Source organism: Nocardia sp. NPDC055050, assembly GCF_053608345.1.
Genome location: NZ_JBSGVG010000003.1, coordinates 146,691 through 163,775, shown reverse-complemented (window position 1 = coordinate 163,775; position 17,085 = coordinate 146,691). Strand labels below are relative to the sequence as shown.

Annotated in this window: 18 protein-coding genes; 10 read left to right on the top strand and 8 right to left on the bottom strand. The window is 68.5% G+C overall.

Annotated elements, in window-relative coordinates; all coding sequences use genetic code 11:
* Window positions 1-51 precede the first annotated feature (51 nt).
* The 6 genes from ACWGCN_RS05290 to ACWGCN_RS05265 all read right to left on the bottom strand — a co-directional run bounded on the left by ACWGCN_RS05290 (window position 52) and on the right by ACWGCN_RS05265 (window position 5,262).
* Complete coding sequence (locus ACWGCN_RS05290; protein ID WP_378991838.1) at window positions 52-627, bottom strand: TetR/AcrR family transcriptional regulator; 576 nt, start codon at window positions 625-627, stop codon at window positions 52-54.
* Between the two features lie 81 nt (window positions 628-708).
* Window positions 709-1,041, bottom strand: a complete 333-nt coding sequence (locus ACWGCN_RS05285) for a VOC family protein (protein ID WP_378991837.1) — start codon at window positions 1,039-1,041, stop codon at window positions 709-711.
* A gap of 199 nt (window positions 1,042-1,240) precedes the next feature.
* Window positions 1,241-2,104 (bottom strand): heme ABC transporter ATP-binding protein, encoded by an 864-nt coding sequence (locus tag ACWGCN_RS05280; RefSeq protein ID WP_452459283.1) that lies wholly within the window; start codon window positions 2,102-2,104, stop codon window positions 1,241-1,243.
* Complete coding sequence (locus ACWGCN_RS05275) at window positions 2,101-3,222, bottom strand: FecCD family ABC transporter permease (RefSeq protein ID WP_378991835.1); 1,122 nt, start codon at window positions 3,220-3,222, stop codon at window positions 2,101-2,103. Before ACWGCN_RS05275 ends, ACWGCN_RS05280 begins: the two co-directional genes overlap by 4 nt.
* Window positions 3,223-3,253: 31 nt before the next feature.
* Window positions 3,254-4,267: a heme/hemin ABC transporter substrate-binding protein gene (locus ACWGCN_RS05270; protein ID WP_387444959.1), complete on the bottom strand. Its 1,014-nt coding sequence runs from the start codon at window positions 4,265-4,267 to the stop codon at window positions 3,254-3,256.
* 17 nt (window positions 4,268-4,284) lie between these two features.
* The gene (locus tag ACWGCN_RS05265; RefSeq protein ID WP_378991833.1) at window positions 4,285-5,262 is read right to left on the bottom strand and encodes an aldo/keto reductase; all 978 of its coding nucleotides are present in this window, start codon (window positions 5,260-5,262) and stop codon (window positions 4,285-4,287) included.
* A 240-nt stretch (window positions 5,263-5,502) separates the two neighbouring features.
* On the opposite strand from ACWGCN_RS05265, the gene ACWGCN_RS05260 reads away from it, so the two are divergent.
* From ACWGCN_RS05260 to ACWGCN_RS05225, 8 genes are all read left to right on the top strand, one after another.
* Window positions 5,503-6,432 carry an undecaprenyl-diphosphate phosphatase gene (locus ACWGCN_RS05260; RefSeq protein WP_387445373.1) on the top strand — a complete coding sequence of 310 codons (930 nt, stop codon included), beginning with the start codon at window positions 5,503-5,505 and terminating at the stop codon, window positions 6,430-6,432.
* Window positions 6,433-6,464: 32 nt separating this feature from the next.
* Entirely contained in the window at window positions 6,465-7,181 is a 717-nt protein-coding gene (locus ACWGCN_RS05255; protein WP_452459284.1) for a histidine phosphatase family protein, read from the top strand.
* A gap of 49 nt (window positions 7,182-7,230) precedes the next feature.
* Window positions 7,231-7,818 carry a DUF3090 domain-containing protein gene (locus ACWGCN_RS05250; protein WP_266288581.1) on the top strand — a complete coding sequence of 196 codons (588 nt, stop codon included), beginning with the start codon at window positions 7,231-7,233 and terminating at the stop codon, window positions 7,816-7,818.
* 6 nt (window positions 7,819-7,824) lie between these two features.
* On the top strand, window positions 7,825-8,622 hold the full coding sequence (locus ACWGCN_RS05245) for an SCO1664 family protein (protein ID WP_387444961.1): 798 nt from the start codon (window positions 7,825-7,827) through the stop codon (window positions 8,620-8,622).
* Between the two features lie 243 nt (window positions 8,623-8,865).
* Window positions 8,866-10,050 (top strand): alanine--tRNA ligase-related protein, encoded by a 1,185-nt coding sequence (locus ACWGCN_RS05240; RefSeq protein WP_449962274.1) that lies wholly within the window; start codon window positions 8,866-8,868, stop codon window positions 10,048-10,050.
* 163 nt (window positions 10,051-10,213) lie between these two features.
* Window positions 10,214-10,579, top strand: a complete 366-nt coding sequence (locus ACWGCN_RS05235; protein WP_449962277.1) for a DUF4345 domain-containing protein — start codon at window positions 10,214-10,216, stop codon at window positions 10,577-10,579.
* An 86-nt stretch (window positions 10,580-10,665) separates the two neighbouring features.
* Window positions 10,666-11,217 (top strand): dihydrofolate reductase family protein, encoded by a 552-nt coding sequence (locus ACWGCN_RS05230; RefSeq protein WP_452451143.1) that lies wholly within the window; start codon window positions 10,666-10,668, stop codon window positions 11,215-11,217.
* A gap of 122 nt (window positions 11,218-11,339) precedes the next feature.
* Window positions 11,340-11,597, top strand: a complete 258-nt coding sequence (locus ACWGCN_RS05225; protein WP_194828263.1) for a hypothetical protein — start codon at window positions 11,340-11,342, stop codon at window positions 11,595-11,597.
* Between the two features lie 51 nt (window positions 11,598-11,648).
* On the opposite strand, the gene ACWGCN_RS05220 is transcribed toward ACWGCN_RS05225, so the two are convergent.
* Window positions 11,649-12,488, bottom strand: a complete 840-nt coding sequence (locus ACWGCN_RS05220; RefSeq protein ID WP_449962280.1) for an alpha/beta fold hydrolase — start codon at window positions 12,486-12,488, stop codon at window positions 11,649-11,651.
* Entirely contained in the window at window positions 12,485-12,907 is a 423-nt protein-coding gene (locus ACWGCN_RS05215; protein WP_378629083.1) for a helix-turn-helix domain-containing protein, read from the bottom strand. Before ACWGCN_RS05215 ends, ACWGCN_RS05220 begins: the two co-directional genes overlap by 4 nt.
* A gap of 295 nt (window positions 12,908-13,202) precedes the next feature.
* On the opposite strand from ACWGCN_RS05215, the gene mshC reads away from it, so the two are divergent.
* Both mshC and ACWGCN_RS05205 read left to right on the top strand, forming a co-directional pair.
* Window positions 13,203-14,441: a cysteine--1-D-myo-inosityl 2-amino-2-deoxy-alpha-D-glucopyranoside ligase gene (gene mshC / locus ACWGCN_RS05210; RefSeq protein ID WP_378991824.1), complete on the top strand. Its 1,239-nt coding sequence runs from the start codon at window positions 13,203-13,205 to the stop codon at window positions 14,439-14,441.
* 144 nt (window positions 14,442-14,585) lie between these two features.
* Entirely contained in the window at window positions 14,586-17,057 is a 2,472-nt protein-coding gene (locus ACWGCN_RS05205) for a heavy metal translocating P-type ATPase (RefSeq protein ID WP_452459285.1), read from the top strand.
* The last annotated feature ends 28 nt before the right edge of the window (window positions 17,058-17,085 follow it).

Here is a 17,085-nt window from a genome sequence, read left to right as displayed (position 1 = left end):
ACTACAGGTCAATAATTAGGGCATGCGGAAAGTGCTGGTGGGAAGGGGGTTTCAGAGGGTGGTCAGTGCTACGTCGACGAGGCGGTAGAGCTGGGCGGCATCGTTGGTCTTCGCCATGAGACGCAGACCCGCGCTGGTGGTGAACAACAGGGCCGCAATCGAATTCGGGTCCACCTCACGGTCGACGTCGCCGTCGCGGCGGCCCTGGTCGATACGGGCTGCCAGGGTGGCGACGATGCGTTGTTCGATGCCGCGCAACACCGCGGTGGCTGCCGCGTCGTGACCGCCGAGTTCTGCCGCGGTGTTGACGGCGAGGCAGCCGCGCCGGGTCGGCGAGGCCATGTCGAGATCGACCGCGGCGCGCAGGTATTCGCGCAGACACTCGCGGGTGGTTCCGGGCCGGGACATGTAGTCCTCGGCCATGGCCACGCCGAGTCGGCCGTAGCGGTCGAGAACGATGTCGAACAGGGCGCGTTTGCTGCCGAAGGTGTTGTACAGGCTGCCTTTCCCGATGCCGGTGGCATCGGCGAGCTGTGCGGGGGAGGTGTTGGCGTAGCCGTGGGTCCAGAACTGGTCCATCGCACGGTCGAGGACCGTGTCGGTGTCGAAGTTCTGGGGCCTGGCCATGTTTCGACGGTAGACGTTCTATACCTGTAGGTCAATAACTCGGGCGAAAGATCGTGGCCGTGCGTGCCACGATCTCGTGCGCTACTTGCCGATGATGCCGAAAGCATTGCCGTCGGTGTCTTCCAGGACGCAGATACGGGCGCCGGGGCTGACTTCGCGCGGGGCGGTCCGTTCGGTCGCGCCCGCGGCGATCGCCGCTGCTCTGGCCTTGTCCACATCGTCGACTCCGGCGAAGGCGACCGGACCCGCCGTGACGTCACCGCTGGGGTCGAGGCCGATCTGGACGTCTCCGACTGCCCAGCCGACGTAGTACGGCTCGTCGGTGTGGGGTTCGCCGTAGAGGGTGGTGTAGACGGCTTTCGTCGCGGCCAGATCGGATACGGGGATGACGACGCTGGCGATGGTGGGGCTCATCGGATCTCCTCTTACGATAGGAGCGAGCCACGTTCGCGAGCGACGAGTGGACCGATCGTCGTGTGCGATGGTGACCGCGGTGGACGAATGACCTCGGCGCCCAGCCTACTCAGCCCCGCTCAGCCCTCCGTCGCTGCTGCGGCCCGCGTGTCGACCCTTCCTCGACACGGTCGCGTTCGATCAGGACGAACCCGTTGCGTCAGTGGTGACCGCGTTCGGGCAAGACGAGTTGGGCGCCGGTGGCCGGGTGGTCGAAGACGTCGACGGGGTGGTGGTAGACGGCGGTGAGCAGTTCGCGGGTGAGGATCTCGCGCGGGGGGCCATCGGCGGCGACGCGTCCCGCGTCCAAGACGGTGACCCGGTCGGCGTAGGCGGCGGCGACCCCCAGGTCGTGGACCACGACGACCACAGCGGCGCCCTCGGCGGCGCGGGTGGCGGCCAAGCGCAGGACGGCTTCCTGGTGACCGAGGTCGAGGGCCGCGGTCGGTTCGTCCAGCAGCAGGGTGGCGGTGTCCTGGGCCAGAACGCGGGCCAGGGCCACCCGGGCACGCTCGCCGCCCGACAACGACGGGAACACGCGCGTGGCGAGGTGGGTGACGTCGGTGGCGGCCAGTGCCGCGGTGATGAGGGCGTCGTCGTCGCCGGCGGCGGGCGTGTGCAGCCACGGGGCGCGGCCCATGGCGACGACCTCACGCGCGGTGAACGGGAAGCCCACGGCGTGCGATTGGGGCAGCACCGCGCGGCGGCGGGCCATATCGGCGGGGGTCCAGTGCGAGAGCGCGTGGCCTTCGAGTTTGACCGTGCCTGCGCTGGGCTCTAGTTCGCCGGCGAGGGCGGCGAGCAGGCTGGACTTGCCCGCGCCGTTCGGCCCGACGAGCGCGACGATCTCTCCGGCCGCGACCTGGAAGTCGACCTCGTCGAGGACGGTACGGGTGCCCCGCTCGACGGTGAGTCCGGCGGCGCGCAGGGTGACGGCGCCGAGCTCCGGGCGCGTGGGCACGTCGGGGGTTCGTGCGAACAGCGAACGCCAGGAGGCGCGGCGCTCGCGGGTGGTGTCGGTCATCCCCAACCTCCTGCGCGGGCACGGGTGCGGCGCAGCAGCCAGAAGAAGAACGGGCCGCCGATCAGGGAGGTGAGCATGCCCAGTGGCAGGTCCGCGTTGTGGACCAGCGTGCGGGCGACGACGTCGGCGCCGAGCAGCACCACCGCGCCCACGATCGCGCTGAGCGGGACGAGCACCCGGTGGCCGGGGCCGACCATCATGCGCACCAGGTGCGGCACGATCAGGCCGACGAACAAGATGATGCCGCTGAACGCCACGCCCGCGGCGGTGAGCACGGCGACCACCACGATCACCTGCCTGCGCAGCCGCTCCACGTCGACACCGAGGTGGCGGGCCGCGGAATCGCCGAGCGCGAGCAGATCCAGGCGTGGTGCGATGAGAATCGCGGCCAGGATGCCGACCGAGGCCAGCGCCGCCACCACCGCCACCGACTGCCAGGTGGCGCCGTTGAGGCTGCCGAGCTGCCAGAACACGATCTGATCCCGCGCGGCGGGGCTGGCGACGAACAGCAGCAGCGCGATCAACCCGCCGGCGAAGGCGTTGATCGCGACACCGGTGAGGATCAGGGTCACCACTTCGGTGCGACCGCCCGACCTCGACAGCACGTAGACCAGCGCGGTGGTGATCAGACCGGCGACGAAGGCGGCCGCTGCCACCGACCACGCGGCGACGAACGCGCCGCCGACCACGATCACGGTGCCCGCCCCGACCGCCGCGCCGGCCGACACCCCGATGACGCCGGGTTCGGCCAGCGGATTGGCGAACACGCCCTGCAGCAACGCACCCGCTGTCGCGAGCGAGGCGCCGACCAGGACGGCCAGGGCCACGCGAGGGAACCGCACCTCCCACAGCGTCACCTCACCGGCCGGATGGGCGGGCAGGGGCCCGATATCGAGGCCGATCCGGTGCGCCACACTGCCGAGCACCTCGGCGGCGGTCGTGGGAACCTGCCCGAGCACCGCCGACACCACGGCCAGCACGAGCAGGGCGAGCAGCGCGACCGCGAACACGACGGTCACGCGCGTGGCCCGGTGCGCGGTGGGCGGCAGCGGATCAGGAGTGGAGTCGGTGATCCGTGGGGCGTTCGCGGACTCGGTCAGGTCGGGCACCTCGCTCATGCGGTGTCCACCCGGCGCGGTTGCTGATCGCTCATGCCGATTTGCCGTAGACGGCGTCGGACAGCGCGGAGACGACGCGGCCGGTGTTGGGGCCGAAACTGAGGATCACCGCGTCGGACATGTCGACCACGCGCCGATTGCGGCCCGCCGGAGTCTGGGCGATGCCGGGCACCTTCTCCAGTCCCTCGACGCCACCCACCGATTTCAGCCCGTCCGACATCACGAGCAACACATCGGGGGCGGCGGCGATCATCGCCTCGCTGGTGATGGACACGAACGGTTCGTTCACCCCGGAGGCGGTGCCCGCGTCCACGCCACCGATCGCGGTGATCAGCGAATCGGCGCCCGAGCCGCGCCCGGCGATCATGGTGATCGCGGCACTGCGCAGGTACAGGAACGCGATCTTGGGCTGTGGATCCTGCTTCGGCACGCGGGCGGTCGCGGCGGCGATCTCGTCGTGGGTGCGCGCGCCGAGCTGCTTGCCCGCCTCGGGAACGCCCAGTGCGGTGGCCACGGCCTCGATCTGCGGGACGACGCCGTCCATGCTGCGCTCGGGGTCGAAGTAGACGACGGTCACCCCGGCTGCGCGTAGCTGCTCACGCACGGCGGGGGCCGCGCTGGTGGTGTCGGTGAGGAACACCGACGGGCGCAGGTTCAGGACCGCTTCGACGCTGAGGCTGCCGTTGCCACCGGCCACATTGGGCACGGACGCGACGGCGGGGAACGAGGCCGAGGTGCTGCGGCCGACGAGGTTCGCGCCGAGGCCGAGGGCCCAGACGGTTTGGGCGAGGGTGCCGTACCGGTCGACGGCGATGATCCGCGAGGTGTCGGTGATCGTCACGTCGGTGCCGTCATGGGACTGCACCGTCACCGGCAATCGCGGACTCGGCGCGGGTCCGATCGGTACGGGGTCGAGGTCGGCGAGCTGGGCTGTCACCGGCCCACCGGAATTGGCAGTCGATGCAGGATTGCTTGCGGTGCAAGCGACGGCGCCGGTCAGCACCGTCGCCGCGAGCATCGCCGTCAGCACACCACGCAGTTTCATGCAGGTAAGGCTAGCCATCATTCGGAACGGGCGCTCACATCGTCCAGTGCTGCCGCGATCGCTCGCGGCAACTCGAGTGTCTCGGCGGCCAGCACACCGGTGAGCTGACCGATATCGCGGGCACCGACGATCATGCTCGTGATGCCCGGCCGATCACGGATCCAGGCCAGCGCCACCGCCAGCGGCGACGTGCCGAGCCCGTCGGCGGCGGTGACCAGCGCGTCGACCACCCTGGTCGCGCGATCGTCGTCGAGCCTGCGCCGGATCTCGGCCGCGGTCGCCTCGTCGGCACCCCGCGAATCCGCGGGGACACCGTCGCGATACTTGCCGGTCAGGATCCCACCCGCCAGCGGCGCCGACGCGATGACGCCCACCCCATGGTGGCGGGCGGCGGGAATCACATCGTTCTCGGTGCCACGCGCGAGCAGCGAATACGGCGTCTGCGCGGCGCTGATCGGCGCGATCGCGGCCAGACTCGCCAACTGCCACGCCGCGAAACCACGCACCCCCGCGTACCGGGTGCGTCCGGTACGCACCGCGGTCTCGAGGGTTGCCGCGACCTCATCGAGCGGGGTGTACGGATCCCAGGCGGCGATGCTCCAGATGTCGAGATGGTCGGTGCCCAGTTCGAGCAGGGTCCGATCGAGTTGTTTGAGCAGCGTGCGCCGCGACGCGTCGACCACCGGGCCCACCGCCGCGGGCGCGGGCACCGAGTCGCCGACCCCGGCGCCGGGCGCGTGCATCACCACACCCGCGCTTCCGCTGAGCACCAATTCGTCACGCGACACCAGGTCGCCGAGCAGGTCCGCCAGGATCCGCTGCGCCACCCCCTCGCCGTAGACCGGCGAGAGGTCGACGAGCGTGCCACCGGCCTCGGTGAACGCCGCCAACTGCACCGATGCCTCATCGGCATCGGTATGTGTCCCCCAGGTATGAGTCGCCAACCCGATTCGCGACACCCGAAGTCCGCTGCGTCCCACCGTTCGCTGTTCCATCACCGCGCCCGCGCATTCGTCACGGCGACAGCCTAATGCGCGCACCACCACTGCCTCGCTCGGCGACCCGTGCCACGGCGCGGCAGAACTCGATCTCGGTGATGGGCGGGCGACGACCGACCGCAACGACGGGTAGGGTCGCTGCGAGATCGTGGCGGTCACAGCCGCAGGTGAAGGAAAAGCCCAGGAGGACGCCGTCTTTCGGGCGCGAGTCAGCAGGAGGACGTGTTGGGCGAGTCGATGACCTGGTTCCAGGCATTGGTACTCGGATTGGTGCAGGGACTCACCGAGTTCCTGCCGATCTCCTCCTCCGGACACCTTCGGATCGTCTCGGGCGTGTTCTTCGGCGACGACGCGGGTGCCTCGTTCACCGCTGTCACTCAACTCGGCACCGAACTCGCGGTCCTGGTGTACTTCGCCAAAGACATCTGGCGCATCCTCGTCGCCTGGTTCACCACCCTCGGCATGCGGTGGCGGGAACGCTCGCAGCGTGAGGTCGCGGTCGGCGATCGGGTGACCACGAAACTGCCGGTGATGGACCGCAGCGCCCGCGAAGCTCATGAACGTGACACCCAGCGCGAACTCGACTATCGCATCGGCTGGTACGTGATCATCGCCACGATCCCGATCGGTGTGCTGGGGTATCTGTTCAAGGACGAGATCCGCACCGGTGCCCGCAATCTGTGGCTGGTGTCGTTCATGCTGATCGCTTTCGCTCTCGTGATCGCCGCCGGTGAGTACTTCGGTAAGAAAGAACGCCCCATCGAACAGCTCACCACCCGCGACGGCATCGTCATGGGCTTGGCACAGTGCCTGGCGCTGATCCCGGGCGTCTCTCGCTCCGGCGCCACCTCCACCGCGGGCCTGTTCCTCGGCTTGAAGCGTGAGGCGGCTGTGCGGTTCTCCTTCCTGCTGGCGATCCCCGCAGTGACCGCGTCCGGGCTGTTCAGCCTGCCTGACGCGTTCGAACCGGCAGGTGAGGGGCTCAATGCCAGTGGGCCGCAGTTGCTGGTCGCTACCGTGCTGGCGTTCTTCGTCGGGTATGCCTCGGTGGCCTGGCTTTTGAAGTTCGTCGGCAAGCATTCGTTCTACTGGTTCGTCGGGTATCGGATCATCGTCGGCCTCGCTGTGATGGGCCTGCTGGCCGCCGGCGTCGTCTCCGCCACCTGATCCCGACCCCGACCCATGGTTAGGCTGGTCCCATGACGGTGATCCTGCTCCGGCACGGAGTGTCCACCTCCAACACCGCGCGCACCCTCGCGGGCCGCGCCCCCGGTGTCGAACTCACCGAGCGCGGTACCGAACAGGCCGCCGCGGTGGCCGACCGGCTCGCGATGCTGCCGATCGAACACATCGCCAGCTCGCCGCTGCTGCGCTGTCAGCGCACGGTGGCGCCGCTGGCCGAGAAACTCGGTCTCGAACCCGACCACGACGAACGCCTCATCGAGGTCGACTACGGCGACTGGACCGGGCGCCCGATCGCCGAGCTGGTCACCGAACCGCTGTGGCGGATCGTGCAGGGTCACGCCTCGGGCGCGGTGTTCCCCGGTGGGGAAGGGCTGGCCCAGGTCCAGCAGCGCGCGGTCGCCGCGATCCGCGACATCGAACGCACGCTGTCCGAGAAAGCGGGCCGGGATGTGCTGTGGGTGGCGTGCGCGCACGGCGACGTCATCAAATCGATCCTTGCCGACGCCCTCGGCCTGCACCTGGACAGTTTTCAGCGGATCGCGGTGGAACCGGCCTCGATCAGCGTCGTCCGCTACAGCCCGCACGGGCCGTCGGTGTGGAAGTTCAACGACACCGGCGCCGATCTTTCCGCGCTGGCCGCGTCCGCACCGACGACACCGACACCTGGTGGAGAGGTACCTGCGGCCGCGAACGCGGATAATGGGAATGCGGGGCACCGCGATTCTCCTTAGAGGAGTGTGTTCGTGAGTGTCGATCAGGGTCACGTATCAGGAGGTGCATGTGTCACGCGCAATCCATGTATTTCGCACCCCCGATCGTTTCGTCGCCGGGACCGTCGGTGAACCGGGCGATCGTTCGTTCTACCTGCAGGCTGTGCAGGAGCCGCTGGTGGTGAGTGTGCTGCTCGAGAAGCAGCAGGTGAAGGTGCTCGCCGACCGGATGGGTCTGCTGCTCGACGAGGTAGCGCGCCGCTTCGGCGCCGAGGTGCCACCCGAAGGTGAGGACGTGCGCGATGTCGCGCCGCTGGTCACCCCCATCGACACCGAATTCCGGGTCGGCACCATGGGTCTGGGCTGGGATTCCGACGCAGGCGCCGTAGTGGTCGAGTTGCTCGCGATCACCGAGACCGAGGTCGACGAATCGGTGGTGCTCGACGACACCGACGAAGGCCCCGACGCGGTGCGGGTTTTCCTGACCCCCATCCAGGCACGCGAGTTCGCGTTGCGGTCGGCGCGGGTGATCGCGGCGGGCCGCCCACCGTGCCCGCTGTGCGGGGAACCGCTGTCCTCGCGGGGGCACATGTGTGTGCGCACCAACGGGTACAAGCGCGGCGAGATCTTCGGCGCTGCCGAGCTCGAAGAGGAGTGATCTTCTGTGCCGGTACTCACCGAAGGTGACCTCGACATCGTCGGCCGGATCGGCGTCGCCAGCAACCTCACGCTGGTCTGTGAGATCGCCGCACCCGAACCCGACGGTGCCCCGCTGCGGGTGGTGTACAAGCCGGTGCGTGGTGAACGGCCGCTGTGGGACTTTCCCGACGGCACCCTCGCGGGCCGAGAGGTTGCGTCGTATCTGATCTCCGAACACCTCGGCTGGGGTGTGATCCCCGAAACGGTGCTGCGCGACGGGCCGCTGGGGCCGGGCATGGTGCAGCGCTGGGTCACCTCGGTCGACAACCGCACCGATGCCCGTCAGCGCCTCGACCTGGTCGATCTGTGCACGCCGGGAACCGTGCCCGCGGGATTCTGCGAAGTGCTGCGCGCGCTCGACGAGCAGGGCAACGAGGTCTCGCTCATCCACGCCGACGATCCGCGCCTGCAGCGGATGGCGGTGCTGGATCTGTTGCTCAACAACGCCGATCGCAAAGGCGGGCATGCGCTGGAAGGTGTCGACGGGCAGGTCTACGGCGTCGACCACGGCATCTGTCTGCACGCCGAACCGAAACTGCGCACCGTGCTGTGGGGCTGGGCGGGACGACCGGTGCACGAGTCGCTGATCCCCGACATCACCACCTTCGCCGCGAATCTGCCCGGCGCCGTGGCCGATTCGCTGGCCATCCACATCACCGACGCCGAGATCACCGCCCTGGCCGAACGGGCGAAGGCCTTGCTGGATCACCCGGTGATGCCTGTCCCCAACTCCTCGCGTCCGATCCCCTGGCCCGCATTCTGACAGCAGGTCCGGCGCCGATAAATCGGTCGTGCTCCGCCCGGCCCGGTTGCTACCGTTGCCGCCATGAAGGTCGAATCCCGATTCGCTGCCGCGACCGCACGAGCTCTCAGCTCGCCGGTCGCTGCCGCCTGACCTTCTCTCCCATGCCGGCGACCGGAAACGGTCCGCTGGCGTGCGTCGGTCTTGTCGCTGTTCGTCATGGTGGCCGCTTCCGGTCGATGTCACCTCGATGGAGCAACCACCATGATCACCACAGACCAGACCGTTCGGACCTTCCTCGACTATTTCCGCGAACGCGGGCACGAACTCACACCGGACGGATCACTCATTCCCTCGCCGGGGGATCCGGTGCTGTTCACCACCTCCGGGATGCACCCGTTGACCCCGTATCTGAGGGGTCGGCCCCACCCACTGGGCCGGCGGCTCACCGGCTCGCAGCGATGCTTGCGCACCACCGATCTCGACGAGGTCGGTGACGACACCCACCTCACCGTGTTCGAGATGCTCGGATCGTGGTCACTCGGCGACTACCGCGGCCCGCAGAGCCTGCGGTGGGGAGTGGAACTGCTGCGCGACGGCTTCGGTATCGACCCGAACCGGATGCACGTCACGGTGTTCGGCGGTGACGACCACGTCGAGCCCGACCACGAGTCGTGGCGCACCTGGGACGAGCTGGGTCTGCCGGTCGAACCGACCGTCGACGAGAACTGGTGGTCCAACGGCCCGACCGGACTGTGCGGGCCCGACTCCGAGATCTTCGTCTGGACCGGAGACGACACGCCGCAGGGCACACCGATGACCGATGACCGGTGGGTGGAGGTGTGGAATCACGTCATGATGCGCTACCTGCGCCATCCCGACGGCAGCCTCGAACCGATGCGCCGACCCTGCGTCGACACCGGGCTGGGGCTGGAACGGCTGGTGCGAATCCTGCGGAACTCACAGTCCGTCTTCGAGATCGACCTGTTCGAGCCCTGGCTGAGCACCCTGCCCCGAATCTGGGGCCCGCTCGATGATCGGTCGCTGCGAGTGCTGTCGGACCATCTGCGATCGAGCATCGTCGTCCTCGGCGACGGGGTCACCCCGTCCCCGTCGGGCCGTGGTCACATCCTGCGGCGTTTGCTCCGCCGCACCCTCACCACGTTGTGGCGCGACGATCCGACCCGCACTCTGTCGGACCTGCCGATCGAGCTGGTGGACCACACCCTCGGGCACTTCCGGCAATCCGTGCGCGGCCAGGACGTGCGCACCCTGCTGGTCGAGGAGGAACACAAATTCGATCTGCTGCTCCAGCGCGGGCGAAAGGTCTTGTCCCACCGTCGTTTCAGCGGACCCTTGACCGACGGCGACTACCACTACCTGCACGACACCCACGGTCTGCCCCGCGATCTCGTGGTGTATCTGACCACCGAATCCGGGGTCGGGTGAGCGGGTTCGGATTCTGGGCCCTTCGTGGCGGTAGCAGGTTTTCGGAAGCGCAAGGCCGGACCGGGTGTGAGGATCGCCGGACAACGATGCGAGGAGAAGAGATGCGACAACATGCTGGTCCGGCTCCGTCGGTTGCGCAGTGGCGCGTGGTCGGGGGAAGCCGATGAGAACCGTCGTGCTGAGTCTTGTCGCGGTGCTGTTCGCGGGGATGGGGTTGTACGCGCTGGTCGCTCCCGCCGCGCTGGCACGTCCGTTCGGGACGACGGTGGCGACGGCGGTGAGCCGGGCCGAGATTCGCGCGGTGTACGGCGGTTTCGGGCTGGCCGTCGCCGGGGTGCTGTTCTGGTCGGCGTTCGGTGCCGATGATCTGCGGTCCGGGGCAGCGCTGACCGTGGGTGTCGCGCTGGCCGGGATGGCGGGCGGTCGCATCATCTCGCGACTGGTCGACAGCGCGACGCGCTTCTATCCGAACTGGTTCTACTGCCTGATCGAGCTCGTGGGCGCCGCGCTCGTGCTCGGTGTCGCCTGACAGATCCGGTCGGACACCTTCCCGTAGTGTCCGAAACGGTGAGGTGAGGGCCGATGAGTTTCGAGCGCGAAGGAGGTCTACACGGTATGAGGAAACTGATCTACGGATTCGGCGTGTCAGTCGACGGTTACGTCAACGACCGCGACGGCAAAATCGACTGGACCGACCCCGACGACGAGCTGCACCAGTACCACAACGACAGATTCCGCGGGCTCGAGGTCGCGGTGAACGGTCGCAGGCTCTACGAGCTGATGGCCGAGTACTGGCCGCACGTGCCCGAGGACGCACCGCCCATCCAGCGCGAGTTCGGCGAACTCTGGACCCGCACACCCAAGGTCGTCTGCTCCCGCACGCTCACCGAGGTCCACTGGAACAGCACCCTGGTCAGCGAGAACGTCGTCGAGGAGGTCCGCAGGATCAAGGCCGAAGGCGACGGCGTCATGGAGGTCGGTGGTGCGAGCCTCGCGTCCGCGCTGATGCCACACGGGCTCATCGACGAGTACCAGCTGTTCGTCTCGCCGATAGTGCTCGGCGGTGGCACACCGATGTTCCCGGCACTGGATCAGCGGATCGGGCTGCGCTTGGTCGAGACGCGGCGCTTCGAAACGGTGATGCTGATGCGCTATCAGGTCGACTGAGGTCCGCTCACCGCGGCTGTAGCTGCGGTTTCTCACGGTGGCCAAGGCTCTGTTGCCTGGTCAGCGCCGGTGCTAGTGTGCTCCAAGCACTTTCGTTATCCCCGTGAGATCTGAGGAAACCTATGTCGACCCGTTCTATCGTCACCGCCTCCGCAGCCGCGTTGCTGCTCACCGGTGCTGCCGCTGCTGTTGCCGCGCCCGCGCAGGCGTTCCCTGCCGGGTGGTGGGCTGAGAAGACCTATGTGTGTTCCTCCACCAACCAGGCCGGCGCGCCGCTGCCCGACGTTACGGTGAAGGCCGGCAACGAGGTTGGTGCGGCGTATTACGCGACCCAGCAGCTCGGCCCGGACGCGGCGCAGATGCAGTGCCGCGAACTGTGATGTGATCATGTTCGGTGTCGCCGCACGTCGGGGAGCGGTGGCACCGAAGTCTCATCCCGCGTGCGAGAGCACGAATTCGCTTACCGCAGCAGACTGATTCAGTAGCGCGTGCCCGACTCCGGGCAGGAGCCGCACCTCGCCTCGGGTGAAGGCGCGGGCGCGTTCGGCGGTGCGTGCGGAGTCGAACAGAGCGTCGCGTTCGCCGACGATTATCAGGACCGGGATGTCCACTTCGCGTAGTTGTTCGTCGCGGAAGATGGGCAGTTTTCCGGGGCGGGGCGAGAAATGGGTGAACGTCAACGCGATGTCGTCGACGATCGGATCCGCTTGCGCCCCATCCAGGCCGAGGCCCAGGCGTGCCATCTCGCGCACGCTGTGCCTGCCGATCATCCGTAGCCCGATCGCCTTCACGAGCCAGCCGTAGCGGTGCTTGCCCAGTCCTCCCGGGCACAGCAGGACCAACGTCGTAACCCGGCCCGGCCTGCGCAGGACGTAATCGAGTGCGGTCCACCCACCCAGCGACATGCCGACCAGTGCCACGGTGTCGAGGCCGAGTCCGTCGATGACCTCGTCGAGCCAGCTCGCGGTCGCATCGCTGTCCAGTGCCAGCCGGGTGGGGACGCTGAAGCCGGGTTCGCCGGGCAGATCCACCGCATACACGCGGAAGCTTCTCGACCACTCCGCGATGTCGGCGCGCCAGGTGCTCGCGTTGGCTCCTGAGCCGTGCAGCACGACCAGCGGCGGTGCGTCCGCCGGTCCGGAGGCCACGACGAACGTTTCGCCGATGCCGGTGTCGATCCGCAGTTCCTCGCGTGGCACCGGCCAGGCGTCGAGGTGTTCGCGGTAGCGCTGCTCGACGAGCCGTCGGCCTTCGTCGGTTTTGTAGATCATGAGCGCAGGATTCCGTCCAGGTAGTCGAGCAGGCGGGAACTGTCGGCGAGGCTGCCGAGCAGGATCACTTTGAGACGGTGCCGGGCCGGGTCGTAGCTGGTCTCCACGCGCATCCGCTGACCGCCGCCGCCTCGGGTACCGGCGGTTGCGGTGAGCAGAGTGGTGATCCGGTCGACGGTGGCGCGGTCGATGTCGTCGATCTCGACGATGCAGGAGGACTCGGCGTGTCGACGCGGGGTCGTCTGCGGTGTGGTGATCGGCAGTCCGGTGAAGGTCTCGAGGTCTTCGTGGGTGATGCGGTACTGCTTGCCGATGCGCGCGGCGGGCAGTTTGCCGTCGCGCACATAACTGCGCACGGTGCGGACATGCAGTCCGAGCAGTTCGGCGACCTGCTCCACCGAATAGAGACGATCTGTCATGAAACAACCGTAAATGAAGGTACATATAGGGATCAATAGGGATGTTTTGTGAGTTGTGGACTGTGACAATGATCGCGATGGCAACCGTTCGCCCAGGTGGGACCGCACACTGGGCACGACACGCCCGATCCGCCTCGCTACCCCCGTGACCAGCGGATCTGCTCGAGCGCAAACCTTGACGCTCGCGCCGCGACACGTTTGTGTGCAGGTAGCGGGCCGTGCCGCGACGCCGCGAGCAACCCCATGTGCCGGGCCGCGGGCCGAGCACCTCGACAGGGGCTCTACCCTCGAAGACATGCAGTCCTGGTCCGATATCGCCCTGCCGACAGTCCCCGGAACAGGGCCGCCGTTGCGTTTGTACGACACCGCCGACCGTCAGATCCGCCCGGTCACCCCCGGCGAGACCGCGAAGATGTACGTCTGCGGCATCACGCCCTACGACGCCACCCACCTCGGTCACGCCGCCACCTACCTGACGTTCGACCTGGTCAACCGGGTCTGGCGCGACGCGGGCCACGACGTGCACTACGTGCAGAACGTCACCGACGTCGACGACCCGCTGTTCGAGCGCGCCGACCGCGACGGTATCGACTGGCGCGACCTCGGCAGCCGCGAGATCGACCTGTTCCGCGAAGACATGGCCGCACTCCAGGTGCTGCCCCCGCGCCACTACATCGGTGCCATCGAATCGGTGGAGGAGGTGGTGGAGCTGGTGCAGAAGTTGCTCGCGGCCGGCGCGGCCTACATCGTCGACGATGCCGAGTACCCCGACATCTACTTCCGCACCGACGCCACCGAGCAGTTCGGCTACGAATCCGGCTACGACCGCGCCACCATGGAGACGCTGTTCGCCGAACGCGGCGGCGACCCGGACCGGCCGGGCAAACGCGACACCATCGACGCGCTGCTCTGGCGGGCCGAACGCCCCGGTGAACCTTCGTGGGAGGCGCCTTTCGGCGCCGGCAGGCCCGGCTGGCACATCGAGTGTGCGGCGATCGCGCTCAACCGCATCGGCGCCGAGTTCGACATCCAGGGTGGCGGCTCGGACCTGATGTACCCCCACCACGAGTACTCCGCCGCGCACGCCGAGGCGATCACCGGCGCCCGCCGCTTCGCCCGCCACTACGTGCACGCCGGCCTGATCGGCCTGGACGGCGAGAAGATGTCGAAGTCCCGGGGCAACCTCGTCCTGGTGTCGAAGCTGCGCCGCGCCGGTGTCGATCCCGCCGCGATCCGCCTCGGCCTGCTCGCCGGTCACTACCGCGCCGACCGTATGTGGACCGACGAGGTCCTCACCGCCGCGCAGCACCGCCTCGACCGCTGGCGTGAGGCCGTGTCGCTGACCTCGGGCCCCTCGGCCACCGACACCGTCGCCCGGCTGCGCCGGCACCTGGCCGACGATCTCGACACGCCGAAGGCACTCGACGCGATCGACAACTGGGCCGAACAGGCCATCGCCTACGGCGGCGCCGACACCGAAGCCCCCGCCCTGATCCGCGCCGCCGTCGACGCGCTCCTGGGCGTCAGTCTCTGACACGATCGCAGGTCAGCGCGGCGACGGCCCTTCCTGATGCCGCGGTGACCTGCGCCGACCTGTGACACGCCGCCGGTAGAGTCGCCGGGAAGTGAAGCGCGGGGCGCTGTCGCGTCGTGTGCACGACCGGCGACAGGAGCGGCGATGCCCGACCCGCAGGATCAACCGGCCTCCGCCACCACCGTCCTGCACGTGGGTGGGCAACTGCGCGCCAGCTCCCACGGGAGACTGACCAACGGGCTGCGCCACCGGCCCGGCGTCCTCGCGGTCGACCCCAATCCGGTCGCCCAAACCGCCACTGTCACCTACGACCCCACCCGAACATCCGTCGCCGACCTGCGCACCTGGGTCCGCGACTGTGGCTATCACTGCGCGGGGCGCTCGGTCCCGACCCACGTCTGCGATCCGGCGAGCGAGCCGACCACGCATACACGGCCCGCCCCGCACGGTGCCGAATCCGCTACGGCACCCGAGCAGTCCGCCGATTCCGTGGTCGGCCATGCGCCGCCTGCGATGCCCTCGCACGGCGAGTCTCCGAGCCATCGCGTGCCGAGTCGGGATCAGCCCCACGCCGCGCACGGCCGTGGGCACGAGCACGGCGGGCACGCGTCGATGTCGATGGACGACATGGCTCGCGACATGCGCAACCGATTCCTCGTCGCGCTGGTCTTCTCCACCCTGGTGATGCTCTGGTCGCCGATGGCCACCCACATGCTCGGCCTGCACCTGCCCGTCCCGTTCGGGATGCGCGCCGACATCTGGATGCTCGTCCTGAGCGTGCCGGTGATCTTCTACTCCTCGACGATCTTCTTCACCGGGGCGTGGGCGGCGTTGAAGGCCCACACCCTCGACATGATGGTGCTGGTCTCGGTGGGGATCGGGACGGGATGGCTGTATTCGCTGTATGTGACGTTCACCGGCGGCGGTGAAGTGTTCTACGAGGCCGCCACGATGCTGGCGACATTCGTGCTGCTGGGCCACTGGTTCGAGATGCGGGCGCGCAGCGGCGCCGGCGACGCGGTGACGAGTCTGCTGGATCTGTCGCCGCCGAAAGCCGTTGTGCTGCGCGACGGTCAGGAAGTGCGGGTGCCGACCGCCGACGTGCGGGTGGGTGAGGTGCTGCTGGTGCGGCCCGGCGCGAAGATCGCCGTCGACGGCACCGTGCTGGACGGGTCGAGCGAGGTCGACGAGTCGATGGTGACCGGTGAGAGCATGCCGGTGCCCAAGCAACCGGGTTCGGCGGTGATCGGCGCGACCATCAACACCACCGGCAGCCTGCGGGTGCAGGCCACCAAGGTCGGGTCCGACACCGCTCTGGCTCAGATCGTCGAATTGGTGCAGCAGGCACAGAATTCGAAGGCCCCGGGTCAGCGGCTGGCCGATCGGGCCGCGTTCTGGCTCACCCTGGTCGCGCTGCTGGGCAGCCTGACCACCCTGGCGGTGTGGTTGCTCGTCGGTGCTTCGCTGAGCACAGCACTGTTGTTCGCGATCACCGTGGTGGTGGTGACCTGCCCGGACGCGCTCGGGCTGGCGACACCCACGGCGATCATGGTCGGCACCGGTCTCGGCGCCGAACGTGGTGTGCTGTTCAAGAACGCGACAGCGCTGGAGGACGCGGCGCGCATCGACGTGGTGGTGCTGGACAAGACCGGCACCCTCACCACGGGCGCACCCGAAGTCACCGACGTGATCACCGCGCCCGGCGTGGACACCGACCGGGTGCTGGCACTGGCCGCGGCGGTGGAACTCGAATCCGAGCATCCCCTCGCCGAGGCCATCGTCGACTACGCGAAAGCCCATGGTGTGGACACCCTTTCGGCCACCGGGTTCCAGAATGTGGCCGGCCGCGGCGCGACGGCCACGGTCGACGGGCAGCACGTGATCGTGGGCAACCGCGGACTGCTCGACGCCGACCACATCGAGCTGGGCGAGTTGGCGAAACACCGTGACGAACTGGCGGCCTCGGGCCACACCGCAGTCCTGGTCGCCGTCGACGGTCACGCGCACGCGGTGATCGCGCTGGCCGACGCCGCACGCCCGACCTCCGCCGACGCCGTGCGGGCACTGCACGACCTCGGTGTCGGCGTGGTCATGCTCACCGGTGACAACGCAGGCACCGCCGAACGCATCGCCCGCGACCTCGGCATCGACATCGACATCGACATCGACACCGTGATCGCCGATGTCCTACCGAAGGACAAGGCCGACCGGATCGCCGATCTGCAACGCACCGGTAAGAAGGTCGCGATGGTCGGCGACGGGGTGAACGACGCGCCCGCCCTGGCCCGCGCCGACCTCGGTATCGCCATCGGCGCAGGCACCGACGTGGCCATCCAAACCGCCGACGTGGTGCTCATGCGCTCGGACCCGTACGCGGTGTCGACGGCCCTGCGTATCGGTCGCGGCACGGTCCACAAGGAACGCCAGAACCTGGGTTGGGCAGTCGGTTACAACGGCATCGCCCTGCCCATCGCGGCCGGTGTCTTCGCCCCGTGGGGTCTGACCATGCGCCCGGAGATCGCCGCGATGGCGATGTCGGGGTCGAGCCTGATCGTCGCTCTCAACGCGTTGCACCTCAAACGTCTGTCGCTGCCCTCCGCGCCCCAGCACAAGTGAGGGCCGCCCACAGCCCAACGTGGGCCCG